The organism is Candidatus Kosakonia sp. 282A-S69, from assembly GCF_029433855.1.
Lineage (GTDB): Bacteria > Pseudomonadota > Gammaproteobacteria > Enterobacterales > Enterobacteriaceae > Kosakonia > Kosakonia cowanii_A.
In genome coordinates this window covers 969,567-986,718 of the sequence record NZ_JAROAU010000003.1, presented here as the reverse complement: position 1 = coordinate 986,718, position 17,152 = coordinate 969,567, and the positions used below count along the sequence as shown (strand labels likewise).

17 protein-coding genes are annotated in these 17,152 nt (G+C 57.4%); 7 read left to right on the top strand and 10 right to left on the bottom strand.

Annotated features, from left to right (window positions below; translation table 11 throughout):
- Positions 1–28: 28 nt before the first annotated feature.
- The 5 genes from PU683_RS10345 to yieE all read right to left on the bottom strand — a co-directional run bounded on the left by PU683_RS10345 (position 29) and on the right by yieE (position 3,879).
- Entirely contained in the window at positions 29–766 is a 738-nt protein-coding gene (locus PU683_RS10345; RefSeq protein ID WP_277171384.1) for an amino acid ABC transporter ATP-binding protein, read from the bottom strand.
- Positions 747–1,403 (bottom strand): amino acid ABC transporter permease, encoded by a 657-nt coding sequence (locus PU683_RS10340; protein WP_277174263.1) that lies wholly within the window; start codon positions 1,401–1,403, stop codon positions 747–749. The genes PU683_RS10345 and PU683_RS10340 overlap by 20 nt, the downstream gene beginning before the upstream one ends.
- Complete coding sequence (locus PU683_RS10335; protein WP_277171383.1) at positions 1,403–2,068, bottom strand: amino acid ABC transporter permease; 666 nt, start codon at positions 2,066–2,068, stop codon at positions 1,403–1,405. The genes PU683_RS10340 and PU683_RS10335 overlap by 1 nt, the downstream gene beginning before the upstream one ends.
- A 3-nt stretch (positions 2,069–2,071) precedes the next feature.
- A complete protein-coding gene (locus PU683_RS10330) occupies positions 2,072–2,857 on the bottom strand; it encodes a transporter substrate-binding domain-containing protein (RefSeq protein WP_277171382.1) in 786 nt (261 codons plus the stop codon).
- 155 nt (positions 2,858–3,012) lie between these two features.
- Positions 3,013–3,879, bottom strand: a complete 867-nt coding sequence (gene yieE / locus PU683_RS10325) for a DNA-binding transcriptional regulator YeiE (protein ID WP_277171381.1) — start codon at positions 3,877–3,879, stop codon at positions 3,013–3,015.
- Positions 3,880–3,981: 102 nt separating this feature from the next.
- Between yieE and PU683_RS10320 the strand changes: the two genes are divergently transcribed.
- Entirely contained in the window at positions 3,982–5,031 is a 1,050-nt protein-coding gene (locus PU683_RS10320; protein ID WP_277171380.1) for a YeiH family putative sulfate export transporter, read from the top strand.
- A gap of 72 nt (positions 5,032–5,103) precedes the next feature.
- Positions 5,104–5,964, top strand: a complete 861-nt coding sequence (nfo, locus tag PU683_RS10315; protein ID WP_277171379.1) for a deoxyribonuclease IV — start codon at positions 5,104–5,106, stop codon at positions 5,962–5,964.
- Positions 5,965–6,218: 254 nt separating this feature from the next.
- On the opposite strand, the gene fruA is transcribed toward nfo, so the two are convergent.
- The 4 genes from fruA to PU683_RS10295 all read right to left on the bottom strand — a co-directional run bounded on the left by fruA (position 6,219) and on the right by PU683_RS10295 (position 10,513).
- On the bottom strand, positions 6,219–7,913 hold the full coding sequence (gene fruA / locus PU683_RS10310; protein WP_277171378.1) for a PTS fructose transporter subunit IIBC: 1,695 nt from the start codon (positions 7,911–7,913) through the stop codon (positions 6,219–6,221).
- Between the two features lie 16 nt (positions 7,914–7,929).
- A complete protein-coding gene (gene fruK / locus PU683_RS10305; protein WP_277171377.1) occupies positions 7,930–8,868 on the bottom strand; it encodes a 1-phosphofructokinase in 939 nt (312 codons plus the stop codon).
- Entirely contained in the window at positions 8,869–9,999 is a 1,131-nt protein-coding gene (gene fruB, locus PU683_RS10300) for a fused PTS fructose transporter subunit IIA/HPr protein (protein ID WP_277171376.1), read from the bottom strand.
- A gap of 259 nt (positions 10,000–10,258) precedes the next feature.
- On the bottom strand, positions 10,259–10,513 hold the full coding sequence (locus PU683_RS10295; RefSeq protein WP_277174262.1) for a YkgJ family cysteine cluster protein: 255 nt from the start codon (positions 10,511–10,513) through the stop codon (positions 10,259–10,261).
- Positions 10,514–10,680: 167 nt separating this feature from the next.
- Between PU683_RS10295 and yeiP the strand changes: the two genes are divergently transcribed.
- Positions 10,681–11,253 (top strand): elongation factor P-like protein YeiP, encoded by a 573-nt coding sequence (gene yeiP, locus PU683_RS10290; RefSeq protein ID WP_023479652.1) that lies wholly within the window; start codon positions 10,681–10,683, stop codon positions 11,251–11,253.
- Positions 11,254–11,333: 80 nt separating this feature from the next.
- Here the strand turns inward: yeiP and uxuA are convergent, their stop codons facing one another.
- On the bottom strand, positions 11,334–12,524 hold the full coding sequence (uxuA, locus tag PU683_RS10285) for a mannonate dehydratase (protein WP_277171375.1): 1,191 nt from the start codon (positions 12,522–12,524) through the stop codon (positions 11,334–11,336).
- 207 nt (positions 12,525–12,731) lie between these two features.
- Here uxuA and PU683_RS10280 point away from each other — a divergent pair, with 207 nt between their 5' ends.
- From PU683_RS10280 to mepS, 4 genes are all read left to right on the top strand, one after another.
- Positions 12,732–14,198, top strand: coding sequence for a mannitol dehydrogenase family protein (locus tag PU683_RS10280; RefSeq protein WP_277171374.1), 1,467 nt, complete (start codon positions 12,732–12,734; stop codon positions 14,196–14,198).
- Between the two features lie 114 nt (positions 14,199–14,312).
- Complete coding sequence (locus tag PU683_RS10275) at positions 14,313–15,290, top strand: CobW family GTP-binding protein (protein WP_277171373.1); 978 nt, start codon at positions 14,313–14,315, stop codon at positions 15,288–15,290.
- A gap of 43 nt (positions 15,291–15,333) precedes the next feature.
- Positions 15,334–16,035, top strand: a complete 702-nt coding sequence (locus PU683_RS10270) for a phosphatase PAP2 family protein (RefSeq protein WP_277171372.1) — start codon at positions 15,334–15,336, stop codon at positions 16,033–16,035.
- A gap of 422 nt (positions 16,036–16,457) precedes the next feature.
- On the top strand, positions 16,458–17,021 hold the full coding sequence (gene mepS, locus PU683_RS10265) for a bifunctional murein DD-endopeptidase/murein LD-carboxypeptidase (protein ID WP_277171371.1): 564 nt from the start codon (positions 16,458–16,460) through the stop codon (positions 17,019–17,021).
- The last annotated feature ends 131 nt before the right edge of the window (positions 17,022–17,152 follow it).

Sequence of the window (17,152 nt, the reverse complement as noted above, 5' to 3'; positions counted from 1 at the left end):
GAGGATGTGGCGAGGCGAATGCGCGCGGTCAGGCGAGACCGCGCACCGAGGCGATAAACTGCTGTAACTCGGGCGTGCGCGGCTGGGTGAAGAAAGTTTTACTCGCCCCCTGCTCCCACACTTTGCCCTGATGCATAAACACTACCCGATCGCCCACTTCGCGGGCGAAATTCATCTCATGGGTGACCAGAATTAGCGTCATCCCTTCTGCGGCAAGCTTCTCCAGCACGCGCAGCACTTCACCGACCAGTTCGGGATCGAGCGCGGAGGTGATCTCATCGCAGAGCAGCACTTTCGGCTTCATCGCCAGCGCGCGGGCGATGGCGACGCGCTGCTGTTGACCGCCGGAAAGGCTGGATGGCGCATAGTCGATGCGCTCGCCAAGCCCGACTTTCTCCAGCATCTCCACGGCCAGTTCGCGGCAGGCTTCAGCCGGCATTTTCAGCACCCGGCGCGGTGCCAGCATCACGTTTTCCAGCGCCGTCATATGGGGAAAGAGATTGAAGCTCTGAAACACCATCCCGACGGAGCGGCTGATCTCCCGCGCCTGCGATTCGCGGTCGGTGACCGTCATCCCGCCGAGTTTGATGCTGCCATCCTGGTAGCCCTCCAGCCCGTTCATACAGCGTAACAGCGTGCTTTTACCCGAACCGCTGCGCCCTATAATCGACACCACTTCACCCATCTCAATATCCAGGCTCACGCCCTTGAGCACATGGTTGTCGCCATAATATTTCTGAACATCATTAATGGTGATGAGCGGCATGGAACTTTTTCTCCAGATAACGGCTGTAGCGCGACAGCGGATAACACAGCAGGAAGTAGCCCGTCGCGACGAGGCCAAAGACTTTAAATGGCGCAAAGGTGACGTTGTTAAGCATGGTGCCCGCCTTGGTCAGCTCAACGAAACCGATAATGGATGCCAGCGCCGTGCCTTTCACTACCTGCACGGAAAAACCCACCGTCGGCGCAATGGCAATACGGATCGCCTGCGGGGCGATAACGCGAAACAGCGTCTGACCGAAGCTCAGCCCAAGACAGCGGCTGGCTTCCCACTGCCCTTTCGGCAGGGCGCGAATCGACCCGTACCAGATATCGAGCAAAAAGGCGCTGGTAAACAGCGTTAAGGCAAGCGTGGCGGCGGTCCAGGCGCTGACATCAATACCGAACAGCCCAAGGCCAAAAAAGGCGAGGAACAGCTGCATCAGCAGCGGCGTGCCCTGAAACAGCGCGGCGTAAGCGCTGACAAAGCGCTGCGGCCAGCGCCAGCGACCCAGTCGCACCATCAGCAGCGGTAGCGTTACCAGCGTGCCGCAGAAAAAGGCAATCAGCGACAGCAGCACCGTCCAGCGGGCGGCCAGCAGCAGATTGCGCACAATGTCCCAGTCGGTAAAGGTACTCATCATGCTCCGCTCCCTAACCATTTGCGCCCGATCGCCAGCAGCACCTGGCGCATCAGCAGCGAGAGCGCGAGGTAGAGCAGCGTGGTGACGAAATAGACTTCAAAACTTAAAAAGGTGCGCGACTGGATAAGGTTCGCCATAAACGTCAGCTCCTCATAAGAGACCTGCGACACTACCGATGAGCCGAGCATCACCATCACGCACTGGCTGACCAGCGCCGGGTAGATTCGCGCCAGCGCGGGTGGCAGCACCACGCGCATAAAGGTCTGGACTTTTGTCAGCCCGAGCACCCGCGCCGCTTCCCACTGTCCTTTTGGCGTCACCTGAATGCCCGCGCGGATAATCTCCGTGCTGTAAGCGCCAAGGTTAACCAGCATGGCGATCAGCGCCGCCTGACCGGCAGTGAGCTTCAGCCCCAGCCCCGGCAAACCAAAAACAATAAAGAAGAGCTGCACGACAAAGGGCGTATTGCGGATCACCTCGACATAGATCCCCCATAGCGTGCTCAGCACGCCCGGTTTGCCGCTGCGCAGCGCCGCGCCGAGGATGCCAAGCGCGACGCCGCCCACCGTTGCCAGCAGCGTCAGGGTGATGGTTGTCCACAGCCCGGCCAATAGCTCAGGCCAGAAGGGCCAGAGCGCGGCGAAATCAAGCGTGACCGTCATCGGTTATGCGCCAAAGTTCGCGGGCAGCGGCGCCTGCATCCACTTCTGCGAGAAGCTATTGAGCGTGCCCTCTTTCTGCGCCTGATCGACCAGCTTGTCGACCTCTGCCTTCAGCGCTGGCTGGTTTTTCATCAGCCCGATAAAGCAGGGTGAATCTTTGAGCATAAATTTGCTCACCGGCGCGTGTTGCGGGTTCTGGCGAGCAATTGCCGCCACCACCACATTGCCTGTGGCCAGAAACGCGACCTGCCCGGAGAGATAGGCCGAAAGCGTGGTGTTGTTATCTTCATAACGCTTCACCTGGGCATCTTTTGGCGCGACATCGCTCAGCACCATATCCTCCACCGCGCCGCGCGTAACGCCGATGGTTTTGCCACTCAGGGCGTTCGCATCGGCAAGGGTTGCCTCTTTCGGGCCAAAGACACCGAGGAAGAATGGCGCATAGGCGCGGCTGAAATCGATCACCCGCTCGCGCTCGGCGTTTTTACCGAGGCTTGAGATCACCAAATCGACTTTATTGGTTTGCAGATAGGGCACGCGGTTAGCGCTGGTGACCGGCACCAGTTGCAGCTTCACCTTCATCCCCTTCGCCAGGTAGTTTGCCATGTCGATATCGTAGCCCTGCGGCTGCAAATCAGTGCCTACCGAACCAAACGGGGGAAAATCCTGCGGGACGGCCACGCGCAGCACGCCACGCTGTTGAATATCCTGTAACTGATCCGCCAGCGCCTGGGCGGAACAGACCATCATCACTGCTGCACTGGCCGTCGCCATCATCCACTTTTTCATCTCAACACCTCATCGCCCATGAAACAAAAGATTCTTTGACTCAGTTTTTGCAACTAATGTGCCAACGAAGCCAGCGGCCTGTTTCAGCGGGAGAGCGGGCTAAGGTGAAGAGACCTGCACCCCTAAAACGGTGCAGGTGCCTGCTGATGGTGCAATCAGATATCGCAGTAGCGGATAAAGCGGGTCAAAGAGCTGGAGAGATGTTTCTGGCGGTGATGAATGCGCCACAAGGTGCGTACCAGACGGGGTAGCGGCAGGGGAATTTCCACCAGCGTGCCGGTTTCCAGCTGTTCGGCAATCACGCGGCGCGACAGGCAACTGATGCCAAGCCCGTGGCGCACCGCATGTTTAATCGCTTCGGAGTTGCCAAGCTCCATGCCTAACTGAAAATGCGGCAGGTGTGAAAGGAGTAAATAGTCGACGATCTCGCGGGTACCGGAGCCGCGCTCGCGCAGGATCCACGGCGCAGCGGCAAGCGCATCCAGCGTCACCTCCCCTTGCAACAGCGGCGAGGAAGGCGGTGCAAACACCACCAGCTCATCTTCAAGCCAGGGTTCAGCCACGATCTCCGCGGCATGACATGGCCCTTCAATAAGCCCGATATCCACGCGAAAATCGGCCACGGCGGTGATCACATCCTGGCTGTTGCCGACGCTCAGCTCCAGCGGCAGCTCGGGGAAATCACGCCGGTAGTGAGCGATCACCTCCGGCAGGATGTAGTTACCGATGGTGCTGCTGGCGAAGACGCGGATGGCACCGTTAGCCTCGCGAAACAGCTGTTCAATTTCACTTGCCTGCTCCAGCGCTGCCAGCGCGCGCGGATAGAGCAGCCGCCCGTGTTCATTCACCACCAGCCGTTTGCCGACGCGATCAAACAGCTGCACGCCGAGCTGTCCCTCCAGATCCGTCAGCGCAGCACTCACAGCGGATTGCGACAGCGCCAGACGCTGGGAGGCCTGGGTAGTGGAACCGCTTTTCAGCACTTCCGTGAAGACTTCGAGCTGACGCAGGGTTATATGCATAGGGAGTCGCTTACCACTTATAAAGATTAATTATAAATATATAATCAATTTTACCTTTAAGCCAGCGCGCCGTACCCTTTTCATCAACAAGAGGAGAAGGCTATGACCGACATCACATTACACTCTCATCACTCGCGCGTCTGGCGCGTTATGCCCGGCCTGCTGCTGAGCGGGCTCATTACCGCCGCCGCGCTGTGGCTGGGCTCCCTGCCTGCGGTTGCTGGTATTGGCCTGAGCGCGTTAACGCTGGCGATCCTGCTCGGCATGGTGCTGGGTAACACCCTCTACCCGGCACTGCATCGCCACTGCGACAGTGGCGTGCTGTTAGCGAAACAGCATCTGCTCCGCCTCGGCATTATCCTCTATGGCTTCCGTTTGACCTTTTCACAAATAGCTGACGTTGGCGTCAGCGGCGTAGTCATTGATGTGCTGACCCTCTCCAGCACCTTTATGCTGGCCTGTTTCCTTGGACAAAAGGTTTTTGGGCTGGACAAGAAAACCAGCTGGCTGATTGGCGCGGGCAGCAGTATCTGCGGCGCGGCGGCGGTGCTGGCAACAGAGCCGGTAGTGAAAGCGGAGGCGAGCAAAGTGACCGTCGCCATCGCCACGGTGGTGATTTTCGGTACGCTGGCGATCTTTATCTACCCGGCGCTGTGGCCGCTGCTTGCGCCCTGGTTTAACCCGCAGACCTATGGCATCTGGATTGGATCGACGGTGCATGAAGTGGCGCAAGTCGTCGCCGCCGGTCACGCCGTCAGCCCACAGGCGGAAAACGCGGCGGTGATTGCCAAAATGCTGCGTGTGATGATGCTGGCCCCCTTTTTACTGCTGCTGGCCGCGCGGGTGAAACAGCTCAGCCCGCTGGAGGGGAAAAAGAAAAGTCAGGTGACGATCCCGTGGTTTGCTCTCGGCTTCGTGGCGGTGGCGGTATTTAACTCCTTTCATCTGTTACCCCCTGCGGCGGTGAAGACGTTGAACACACTGGATACGCTACTGCTGGCGATGGCGATGGCCGCACTGGGCGTGACCACTCACGTCAGCGCGTTGAAAAACGCCGGGGCGAAACCGCTGGTGATGGGGCTGCTGCTCTTTATCTGGCTGATTATCGGCGGGGGGATTATCAATCTGCTGGTTCACGCGGTGATGGCATAAAGCACTACATCTCGGCCCTGCAGACCCGCTATGATGTCGGTTTTCCCCCGGCGGGTCTCAACAGGAGTGTTTATGAAATACATTGGTGCGCATGTTAGCGCCTCAGGCGGCGTCGCAAATGCGGCCATCCGCGCCGCCGAACTCGACGCAACGGCGTTCGCGCTGTTTACCAAAAATCAGCGTCAGTGGCGCGCCGCGCCACTAACCACAGAAACGATTGATGCGTTCAAAACCGCGTGCGAAACGCACAACTATTCGCCGGCGCAAATCCTCCCCCACGACAGCTATCTGATTAACCTCGGGCATCCGGTTGATGAGGCGCTGGAAAAATCCCGCGATGCGTTTATTGATGAGCTCTCCCGCTGTCAGCAGCTTGGGCTGACACTGCTCAATTTCCACCCCGGCAGCCACCTGCAGCAGATCCCGGAAGAGAAGTGTCTGGCGCGCATTGCCGAATCCATCAACATTGCGCTGGCGCAGACCGAAGGCGTCACCGCTGTGATTGAAAACACCGCCGGTCAGGGCAGCAACCTCGGCTTCCGCTTTGAGCATCTGGCGGCGATCATCGACGGCGTGGAGGATAAATCCCGCGTCGGCGTCTGTATTGATACCTGCCATGCCTTTGCCGCCGGTTACGATCTGCGCAGCGAAGAGGCGACCGCCGCCACCTTTGCCGAGTTTGAACGCGTGGTGGGGTTCAAATACCTGCGCGGAATGCACCTGAATGATGCGAAAAGTGGCTTTGCCAGCCGGGTCGACCGCCATCACAGCCTCGGCGAAGGCAACATCGGCCACGATGCGTTTCGCTGGATTATGCGCGACACGCGCTTCGACGGCATCCCGCTGATCCTCGAGACCGTTAATCCGGATATCTGGGTGGAAGAGATCGCGTGGCTGAAAGCACAGCAGTACGCCGAAACCGCCGCCGGATAATCCTCTACGAGTCCGTAGGCCGGATAAGACGCAAGCCGCTATCCGGCAATGACGCAGTGCCTGATGGCGCTGCGCTTATCAGGCCTACAAAAGCAAAACCATCCCGAGCCGTAGGCCGGATAAGACGCAAGCCGCCATCCGGCAATACCGCAGTGCCTGATGGCGCTGCGCTTATCGAGCCAATAACAGCAAAACCTGCCCTTTTGCGGGCATAAAAAAAGGCCGCTGAGCGGCCTTTTTTCTGTTTCTACGGCTTACGCTACTTTCGCAGCCATCTCCGTTTCCGGACGTTTCAGCAGGGCATAAAGCAGACCCGACAGCAGCGTACCGGCAACGATTGCCAGCAGGTAACCGAGCACCGGGGTGATAGCGCCCGGGATCAGCAGCACAAACAGACCACCGTGCGGCGCCATCAGTTTGGCGCCAATCGCCATCGAGATAGCACCGGTCAGCGCACCGCCCGCGATACAGCATGGAATAACACGCATCGGATCGCGCGCCGCAAACGGAATGGCCCCTTCAGAGATAAAGCAGAGACCCAGCACCAGCGCCGCTTTACCACCTTCACGTTGACCTTTGTCGAACTTGTTGCGTGCAACCAGCGTCGCCAGACCCATCGCCAGCGGTGGCACCATACCGGCCGCCATAATCGCCGCCATCGGCGCGTAGGTTTGCGTACTCAGCAGCCCGACACCAAAGGCATAGGCCGCTTTGTTCACCGGACCGCCCATATCGGTACACATCATGCCACCAAGGATCGCGCCCAGCAGAACGGCGTTCGCTGTGCCCATGGTTTGCAGCCAGGAGGTCAGACCCGCCAGGATTTTCGCCACTGGCGTGCCGATAAGGTAGATCATCGCCAGGCCAACAATCAGGCTGGAGAAGAGCGGAATAATCAGAATCGGTTTCAGCGCTTCCATACTTGGCGGCAGCTTAAAGCCTTTGCTGATCGCTTTCGCAATGTAACCGGCAAGGAAACCGGCAATGATACCGCCGATAAAGCCAGACCCGGTGCTTACTGCCAGCATACCGCCGATAAGACCTGGCGTCAGACCCGGACGGTCGGCAATGGAGAAGGCGATAAAGCCCGCCAGTACCGGCACCATCAGTGCAAACGCCGTACCGCCACCGATCTTCATCAGTGCCGCCGCCAGCGTCCCCTCTTCTTTAAATGCGGTAATACCAAAGGCGAAGGAGAGTGCGATCAGCAGACCGCCCGCCACCACCATCGGCAGCATGTAAGAGACGCCGGTCAGCAGGTGACGATAGGCGCCCGCGCTCTCTTTTTTGCCTTTTGAGGATTCAGACTGCCCTTTGCTGGATGGCTGGTACGGCTTCGCTTCCGCTACCGCTTTATCCAGCTCTTGCACCGTTTTCTTCAGCGCAAGACCCGTCGAGGTGCGGTACATCGGTTTGCCGGCAAACTTTGCCAGGTCAACTTCGATATCCGCCGCAACGATAACTAAATCGGCCTGCGCCACCTCTTCCGGGGTGATGGCATTGCCTGCGCCCACGGAGCCACGCGTCTCGACCTTTACCCACCAGCCGCGCTTTTTCGCTTCTGTTTCAATCGCTTCTGCCGCCATAAAGGTGTGCGCGACGCCGGTAGGACAGGCGGTCACGGCAACAATACGTTTCGGCCCTGCGGCCGGGGCTGCCGTCGCAGGTGCAGCAGCCGGTGCGCTGTAAGGCGTTGCGTGATTCTTCGCTTCGCTCAGGAACAGCTCCGGATGCGCGACCGCGCGATTGATATCGCCCAGCCAGACTTTTTTCCCGCTCAGCGCCGCGTCGTTTGGCAGCTGGCTGCCCAGCACGATCGCCAGTTCCGCGTCACCAGGGTTATCAACAAATTGCAGATTCGCTTTTTGCGCCGCCGCGCCCAGCAGGGTCTTTGCCATATAGGCGCGGGCCTGTCCGAGCTCAGCGTCGATGATCAGCAGCGTTTTCATTATGCCTCTCCTGCTGTTAGTTAAAGGGTTTTAAGTCAACGCGCGCCATCATCGCGGCTAACTGGGTACGATCGGTAATCCCTACGTTACTCTGACTGACCGCCAGTGCAGCGACAGCGGTGGCCAGGCGTAAAGTGTGCTCACTGGACTCACGCATCAGCAGGCCATAAATCAGGCCGCCAACCATCGAATCCCCTGCGCCAACGGTGCTTACCACTTCCATTGACGGCGGTTTGGCGATCCATTCACCCGAAGCGTTGACCCACAGCGCCCCTTCTGCGCCCAGCGAAATCACCACATGGGCGATCCCCTGCTCGCGAAGCGCGTGAGCGGCTTCAATAACGTCCTGCAATTCCGGCAGTTTACGACCGGCCCAGATCTCCAGCTCGCGGCGGTTAGGTTTCACTAACCAGGGCGCGGCTTTCAGCCCGGCCACCAGCGCGTCACGGCTGCTGTCAAAGATGATGCACGGGCACTGGCTGCGCAGGCGCGTCATCCAGTCGGTAAAGGCTTCCGGGCTGACGCCGGACGGCAGGCTGCCGCTGACGCAGACCATATCAAACTGACCAAGCCAGGTGAGCGAGTCGGCGACGAAGCGCTCCCAGTCGGCCGGAGTAACTTCGAAACCGGAGAAGTTAAAGTCGGTCACTTCGCCATCTTTCTCAGTCAGCTTAACGTTGATGCGTGTACGCCCCTGCACCACCTGGAAACGGTTCGCAATGCTCAGTTCGCTGAACAGCTGCTGAAAACCGTCCTGGTTATCTTTACCAAGGAAGCCACCAACGGTAACGTCGATGCCGAGGTCTTTCAGCACTTTGGCGACGTTGATCCCTTTACCGGCGGCGTGCAGCCCGGTGGTGCGCACCAGGTTGACTTCGCCACGCTCGATTTCCGGGGTGAAACCCACCAGATCGTAGGCCGGGTTTAAAGTAATTGTTGCGACTCTTCTGCTCATTTACGCTCCCTCTCCCAGGCCTGCTGCGATGGCGTCGCCAATCGCTTTCAGCGCCTGTTCAGCATCTTCGCCCTGTGCGGTAAAGCGCAGGCGGTGTCCTTTTTTCACGCCCAGCGCAACCACTTTCATCAGGCTGCGGCCATTTGCCGGTTTGCCCGATCCATCGAGGTTGGTGACGGTGATTTCACTGTTGAACTGTTTAATGGTGTTGACCAGCATGGTGCCCGGACGGGCATGCAGGCCGTGTTCGTTACGAATGACAAACTCTTCGCTGAGCAGATCGTCAGCTACCGCGTCGTCGCTGGTCAGCAGCGCCAGCAGCGTGGCGGCGTCGGCGTTCAGCAAACGGTCAGCTTTATTTGCCAGCAGCAGATCGCTCAGGCGCTTCAGCACGGCAACAGGTTGCTCATCGGCCATGGCGACACTCACCAGTACGGCGGCGTTTTCGCCTTCAACTTCAAACGGTGTGGCAGCGCGGCTGACGGCCACTGCGCTCAGCAGGTTGCCCTCGGCGCTGTCGTTCAGCCAGATGCCCTGACCGAGATTCAGCGGCTGTTCGTTAATCGCACGGGTAACGTAGGCGCTGTCTACTGCGCCCGCCTCTTTCAGACGCGCGGCGTTCAGCGCCTGCAGCGTCATCAGCGAATTGGCGTTCACGTCCAGCGACAGGGTTTCGTTGTCCAGCTTCAGCGCGCTGCTCTGCTTTTCGCCCATCAGCAATGCGCGCAGCTCTTCAGCCGTGGTCGCAGATTGCAGCTGCGCGGCGACAGCGTCATCGCTCAGCACATGCGTCAGCTGACGCAGCAGGCCGAGGTGCTCATCGGAGCTGGCGGCGATACCGATGGCAACGTAGGCCACCTGCCCTTCGCTCCACAAGATGCCCTGCGGGAACTGGAACACTTTGACGCCGGTTTTCAGCACCTGGTCGCGCGTGTCGGTGGTGCCGTGCGGAATGGCGATGCCGTTGCCAAGAAAGGTAGAAGTTTGCTGCTCGCGTGCGAGCATGCCATTGACGTAGCCATCAGCAACGTTGCCGGCTTCTGTCAGTGCCGCCGCAATCTGGCGGATGGCCTCTTCTTTGTTACCGGCCTGCTGGCCTGGATGGATGTCCTGAACGGATAACTGGAACATGTGACTCGTCTCCCGCTGAAATTGAATCGTTTCAGCTTGCATAAGAAAGATGACGCCACCGCTGAGGTTCAGAGACAATGCGATGACGCTGAAACGTTTCAAGGAGTCTTGACCTTTTTTGCTCAGCGATCAAGAAATCTCTCATTTAGCGTTTAAGAATTTTGAGGCACTGCACATTTTGCACTCTGGTAAGCAAAATTTGCTGACGCGGATTTGACCGTCAGCTTATCGCCTTCAGCCTGTTCAGCTAGCAAAGGTATTACGGAGCGGTCTGCTGTTCGAGATCGAGGAGGTAGATCATCGCCTGTTCGCGCGTTGACCCGCACATCTCCGGGCCTGGCTGCAGGCCGGCGCACACTTTTGGCCGCAGCGGTGAACCAAAGAGTTTGCAGCGCTGATGTTCATCAAGCTGAACGCAGGGCGTGTTGGCCGGTTTACCGTTGGGCATGCCGGGGATCGGGCTGGTAATGGACGGGGCGGTACAGCAGGCTCCGCAGTCCGGGCGGCAGTGCATAGTGGCTCTCTTATTGGCGTCGACGCGCTGAAATAGCGCGTTGCCAGGCACGCTACCATCTTTTGCCCCTGAAACGCAAAACTCAGCAATTCCCCTTGCCTGAAAAGGCCCTCGCGAGTAGTTTGTCGCGATATTTTGGTGAATTTTATTTTTACAGGAACCTGGCGATGCCAAGAGCGAACGAAATCAAAAAAGGTATGGTGCTGAACTACAACGGCAAGCTGCTGATTGTGAAAGACATTGATATTCAGTCACCGAGCGCGCGCGGCGCAGCAACGCTGTATAAAATGCGCTTTGCCGATGTCCGCACCGGCCTGAAAGTTGAAGAGCGTTTTAAAGGCGACGACATCGTTGATACCGTCTCCCTGAACCGCCGTTTCGTTGACTTCTCCTATGTCGACGGCAACGAGTATGTCTTTATGGATAAAGAAGACTACACGCCTTATACCTTTACTAAAGATCAGATTGAAGACGAGCTGCTCTTTATTCCGGAAGGTGGCATGCCGGATATGCAGGTGCTGCTGTGGGACGGCCAGCTGCTGGCGCTTGAGCTGCCGCAGACCGTCGATCTTGAAATTGTAGAGACCGCTCCGGGCATCAAAGGCGCGTCAGCGAGCTCCCGTACCAAGCCTGCCACACTAAACACTGGCCTGGTGGTGCAGGTGCCGGAGTACCTGACGACCGGCGAGAAGATCCGCATTCATATCGAAGAGCGCCGCTATATGGGTCGCGCTGATTAAATAAAAAAGCCTCCGTATGGAGGCTTTTTTTTGGCCCGTAAAAGCGAGCAGAGCGTTTGCCGGCACGTAACCGGCATCGGTTACAGCAGGTCGCGGAACAGCGTCTTCTTCAGCGCCAGCTCAACGCCACGCACTTCCGCCATCCCCTTCAGACGACCAATCGCCGAATAGCCGGGGTTGGTTTTCTTACGCAGATCGTCCAGCATCTGGTGGCCGTGATCCGGGCGGAACGGGATCGGGCGCAGATCGCCCGCTTTCTTACGGCGCTGCTCTTCGCTGAGGATCGCCGCCACCACCGACACCATATCGACATCGCCCTGCAGGTGCGCCGCTTCGTGGAAGGTTTTCGGGTTCTCTTCGCGGCAGGTGGCGCGCAAGTGGGTGAAGTGAATGCGGTCACCGAAGGTCTCGATCATCCGCACCAGGTCGTTATCCGCCCGCACACCATAGGAACCCGTGCACATGGTGAAGCCGTTATTGATGCTGTCTACCGCCTCTTTCAGCCACTGCATATCTTCGATGGTGGAGACAATGCGCGGCAGACCGAGGATCGGGCGCGGCGGATCGTCCGGGTGAACCGCCAGCCGCACGCCCACTTCCTGCGCCACCGGCACGATGGCACGCAGGAAACAGGCCATATTTTCGCGCAGCTGCGCTTTGTCAATGCCGTCATACTCCGCCAGACGTGCGCGGAACTGATCCAGCGTATAGCCCTCTTCCGCCCCCGGCAGACCGGCGATGATATTGCGCGTCAGCTTTTCTACTTCCGCATCGCTCATCGCATTGAAATAGGCCTGCGCCTGGCGCTGCTCCTCGTCGCTGTAATCCGCCTGCGCCCCTTCGCGCTTGAGGATATGCAGCTCAAACGCGGCAAAGGCGATCTGGTCGAAGCGCAGCGCGCGTGAGCCATCCGGCAGCTGATATTCAAGATCGGTGCGCGTCCAGTCGAGGATCGGCATAAAGTTGTAGCAGACGGTATCAATCCCGCAGGCGGCGAGATTGCGGATGCTCTGCTGATAGTTAGCAATCCATTTGTCGCAGTCGCCGGAGTGGGTTTTGATCTCTTCATGTACCGGGATACTTTCGACGACCGACCAGTAAAGCCCCTTTTCAGCCAGCAGCGCCTGGCGGGCTTTAATCTCTTCCACTGGCCACACCTGGCCGTTCGGAATGTGGTGCAGAGCGGTGACCACGCCGGTCGCGCCCGCCTGACGAACATCATCAAGAGAAACCGGATCGTTCGGTCCATACCAACGCCAGGTTTGTTCCATCGTCTTCCCCTCAAAAAAAAGTTGTTATACCAATACAGCATGAAACATGACGACTACCATACATGCTTATCGAAACCGGTCAAATCCCGCCACAACAATGATTGATCCAGCTCACATTCCCCGGATATTTAAGGCATACCAATTCTTTTTGCTGTCATATAACTTTACACTGCTATTGTTAATTATTGGTTAATCAGGTGTATAGAGATGAAAACAATTGCCTCCGCCACGCTGCCCGCTTCCGTGCAACAGCCTCAGTACGATCGCAGCCAGCTCCGTTCGCGCATCGTCCACTTCGGTTTCGGTGCCTTTCATCGCGCCCATCAGGCGTTATTGACCGACCGGGTGCTGGAAGCGCAAGGCGGCGACTGGGGCATTTGCGAAATCAGCCTGTTTAGCGGCGATGTGTTGATGTCGCAGCTGCGCGAACAAGATCACCTTTATACGGTGCTGGAGAAAGGCGCTGACGGCAATAAGCCGATTATTATTGGCGCGGTGAACGAGTGCCTGAATGCCAAGCTCGATACGCTGGCGGCGATCATTGAGAAGTTCTGCGAGCCGCAGGTGGCGATTGTCTCCCTGACAATCACTGAAAAAGGTTACTGCATCGATCCGGCCAGCGGCGAGCTTGATCTCACGCAGCCGCGTATTGAACACGATCTGAAATACCCACACGAGCCGCACTCCGCACCGGGAATTTTGGTTGAAGCCCTGCATCGCCGCCGCGAGCGTGGGCTGCCGCCCTTTACTGTGCTCTCCTGCGACAACATTCCCGACAACGGTCACGTGGTGAAAAACGCCGTGCTCGGGATGGCACAAACCCGCTCGCCGGAGCTGGCGCAGTGGATAGCGGAGCATGTCAGCTTCCCGGCCACGATGGTCGATCGTATTGTACCGGCTGCGACCGACGAGTCGCTGGCTGAGATTGCCGACGTGCTCGGCGTCTTCGATCCCTGCGCCATCAGCTGCGAGCCGTTTATTCAGTGGGTAATAGAAGATAACTTTGTCGCCGGGCGTCCGGCGTGGGAAACCGCGGGTGTACAGCTGGTGGATGATGTGCAGCCGTGGGAGCAGATGAAGCTGCGTATGCTCAACGGTAGTCACTCCTTCCTTGCCTACTTAGGTTATCTCGCCGGGTTTGCCCATATTAATGAGTGTATGCAGGACGCGGCCTTCCGTGAGGCGGCGCGCCAACTGATGCTTAATGAGCAAGCACCGACGCTAAGCATTAAAGGCGTCAACCTGAACGCCTATGCTGACAGCCTGCTTGAGCGCTTCGCTAACCCGGCGCTGAAACACCGTACCTGGCAGATTGCGATGGACGGCAGCCAGAAGCTGCCGCAGCGCCTGCTGGATGGGATCCGTATTCATCTGCTGCGCCAGAGCGACTGGCCGCTGCTGGCGCTCGGCGTTGCGGGCTGGATGCGCTATGTCAGCGGCCTCAATGATGCGGGCGAGACAATTGATATTCGCGATCCGCTGGCGGATAAAATCCGCGCCATCGTTGAAACCAGCAGCAGCGACGAGCGCGTGACAGCGCTACTGACGCTAAAAGAGATCTTTGGTAACGATCTGCCGCATAATCCGGTATTTGTCGATGCTGTCAGCCGTGCATGGCGCGCCATTGAGACGCTCGGCGCACACGGCGCGGTGCAGCAGGTGATTAACGCTTAACATTTTTTGCCCTCAACGCGGACGGATAGTGCGATGCGCCGTCCGCGCTCTTCTCTTTTCCGCTTTTTTTCGCCAGGATTATTCGCTTGTGCTTTTTGATGATGCGGAGTTCCTGTGACGAAGACCAACCTGATTACCGGCTTTCTCGGAAGCGGCAAAACCACCTCCATTCTGCATTTGCTGGCCCATAAAGCTCCGCAGGAGAAGTGGGCGGTGCTGGTGAATGAGTTTGGCGAAGTCGGCATTGATGGCGCCCTGCTCAGCGACAGTGGTGCGCTGCTTAAAGAGATCCCCGGCGGCTGTATGTGCTGCGTCAACGGCCTGCCGATGCAGGTGGGTCTCAATACCCTGCTGCGCCAGGGCAAACCGGATCGCCTGCTGATTGAACCCACCGGGCTGGGTCACCCGAAGCAGATCCTCGATATGCTCACCGCGCCGGTCTACGAGCCGTGGATCGATCTGCGCGCCACGCTCTGCCTGCTCGATCCGCGCCAGCTGCTCGATGAGAAAGCGCTGAACAATGAGAACTTCCGCGACCAGTTAGCGGCAGCGGATATTATCGTTGCTAATAAAGAGGATCGCGCCAGTGCCGAGAGTCAGCAGGCATTTGATGCGTGGTGGGAGGCGTTTGGCGGCGATCGCCTGCGGGTGAACGCCACGCAGGGCGCGATTGAGGGCAGCCTGCTCGACCAACCGCGCCGTAACCTGCGCGCCCTGCCCGCCAGCGCCGCGCACGATCATGCGCACAGTGAGAAAAAGGGGCTGGCGGCACTGAGTTTACCGGCGCATCAGCGCTGGCGTCGCAACCTGAACAGCGGCCAGGGACACCATGCCTGCGGCTGGATTTTTGATGCCGATACGGTTTTCGACACCATTGGTCTGCTGGAGTGGGCGCGGCTTGCGCCGGTGTCGCGGGTAAAAGGGGTGATGCGTATTCCTGAAGGGCTGCTGCGTGTAAATCGTCAGGGTCAGGATTTGCATATCGAGACGCAAAACGCCGCGCCGCCCGATAGCCGGATTGAGTTAATCACCGACAGCGAGGCTGACTGGAACGCACTTCAATCGGCGCTGTTGAAGCTTCGTTTAAGTTAGCGGGACTACCGTGGCGTCCCTTAAACCTAAAAGAGCCTGCAAAATGAAAACCCGACTGCCTCTCATCGTGCTGCTGAATGCTGCTGGCCTGGCGCTATTTTTCTCATGGTACCTGCCAGTAAATCATGGTTTCTGGTTCCCGCTGGATTCAGCGATTTTCCACTTCTTCAACCATGGCCTGGCGGAGAATCGCGCCTATTTATGGTTTGTAGCCCTGACCAATAACCGCGCCTTTGACGCCTGTTCGCTGCTGGCGATGGGCTGTCTGATGCTCTCTTTCTGGCTGCCGGCAGACCCGGCCGGGCGTCGGCGTGTGGTGATGATTGGCCTGACCATGCTGCTGCTGGCACTGGTGATCAATCAGCTTGCGCAGCATATTATGCCGGTGAAGCGCGCCAGTCCGTCGATCTCCTTTACCGACACCTATCGGGTCAGCGATCTGCTCAACTTCCCGACGAAAGATGCCTCCAAAGATAGCTTCCCGGGCGACCACGGTATGATGCTGATGATTTTTGCCTCGGTGATGCTGCGTTATTTCGGTAAAAAAGCGTTTGCCATCGGGATGGTTATATTTGTCATCTTTGCTTTCCCCCGCGTAATGATTGGCGCGCACTGGTTTACCGATATTGCCGTCGGTTCACTCTCTGCGGTGTTGATTGGCCTGCCCTGGTGCCTGATGACGCCGCTGAGCGATAAGATCGTGGCGTTATTTGATCGTCACCTGCCTGGAAAAAACAAAATTTAAACACTCAAATAACATTTATCGCCGCCGGGAAGAGACGATGATTAGCGTCCTTAATGTAAATTCCCGGCGGTTGCCTGAGTGTGTCATTTTTTAGCCAACTCAATCGCCTTTAAAAAGAGCATTTTGCCCGCTATTTCTCTTTATTTGTCCATTTATTGACCAAACGCATAAATTCACTTTCTGTATCACAATTTCTTATAAAAAAGTGATGAAAAGCACTCGCCTTGCATTAGATGTTCAGGTAACCTCGGTTCGTCTTGTTGCAAAGAGTGCTCTTTTACTCTCTGCACGGTAATTTGTGCGTCCAGCCACAAATTCTGGCTCGAGTATTTGTCTTGAAACATTCAGATAATTAATCTCGCTGCGTTTGGCATTTTTCATAACGATATTATCGTTAAGGACTTCAAGGGAAAATAAGCAACATGGTCAAGTCTCAGCCGATCTTGAGATATATCGTGCGGGCGATACCCGCGATCGCAGTAGCGGTTCTGCTTTCAGCTTGTTCAACAAATACCGCCAAGAATATGCATCCTGAGACGCATGCTGTGCCAGAAGATAGCTCTTCACTGCAAGCCTCTCAGGATGAATTTGAAAACCTGGTACGTAATCTGGATGTTAAAAACCGGCTTATGGATCAGTATGCAAGTTGGAAAGGCGTTCGCTACCGTCTCGGCGGCGACACCAAGAAAGGTATCGACTGTTCTGGCTTTGTGCAGCGCACCTTCCGCGAACAGTTTGGTTTAGAGCTGCCGCGTTCCACATGGGAACAGCAGGAGAGCGGTAAATCTATTTCGCGCACCAGTTTGCGCACCGGCGATCTGGTTCTCTTCCGCGCAGGCTCTACCGGACGTCATGTCGGCATCTACATTGGTAATAACCAGTTTGTTCATGCCTCCACCAGCAGTGGTGTGATGATTTCTAACCTTGATGAGCCATACTGGAAGAAGCGCTATAACGAAGCGCGACGTATCCTGACACGCAGCTAATCACTTCATGCCAGTTACCCTTGGCTGGCGTAAAGTTATAAAAAACACTGCTTCGGCGGTGTTTTTTTGTGCCTGTAATATGCTATACGAACTTTTCCGGGTTTTATTTCGCCTGGCTGCACCGCGCTATG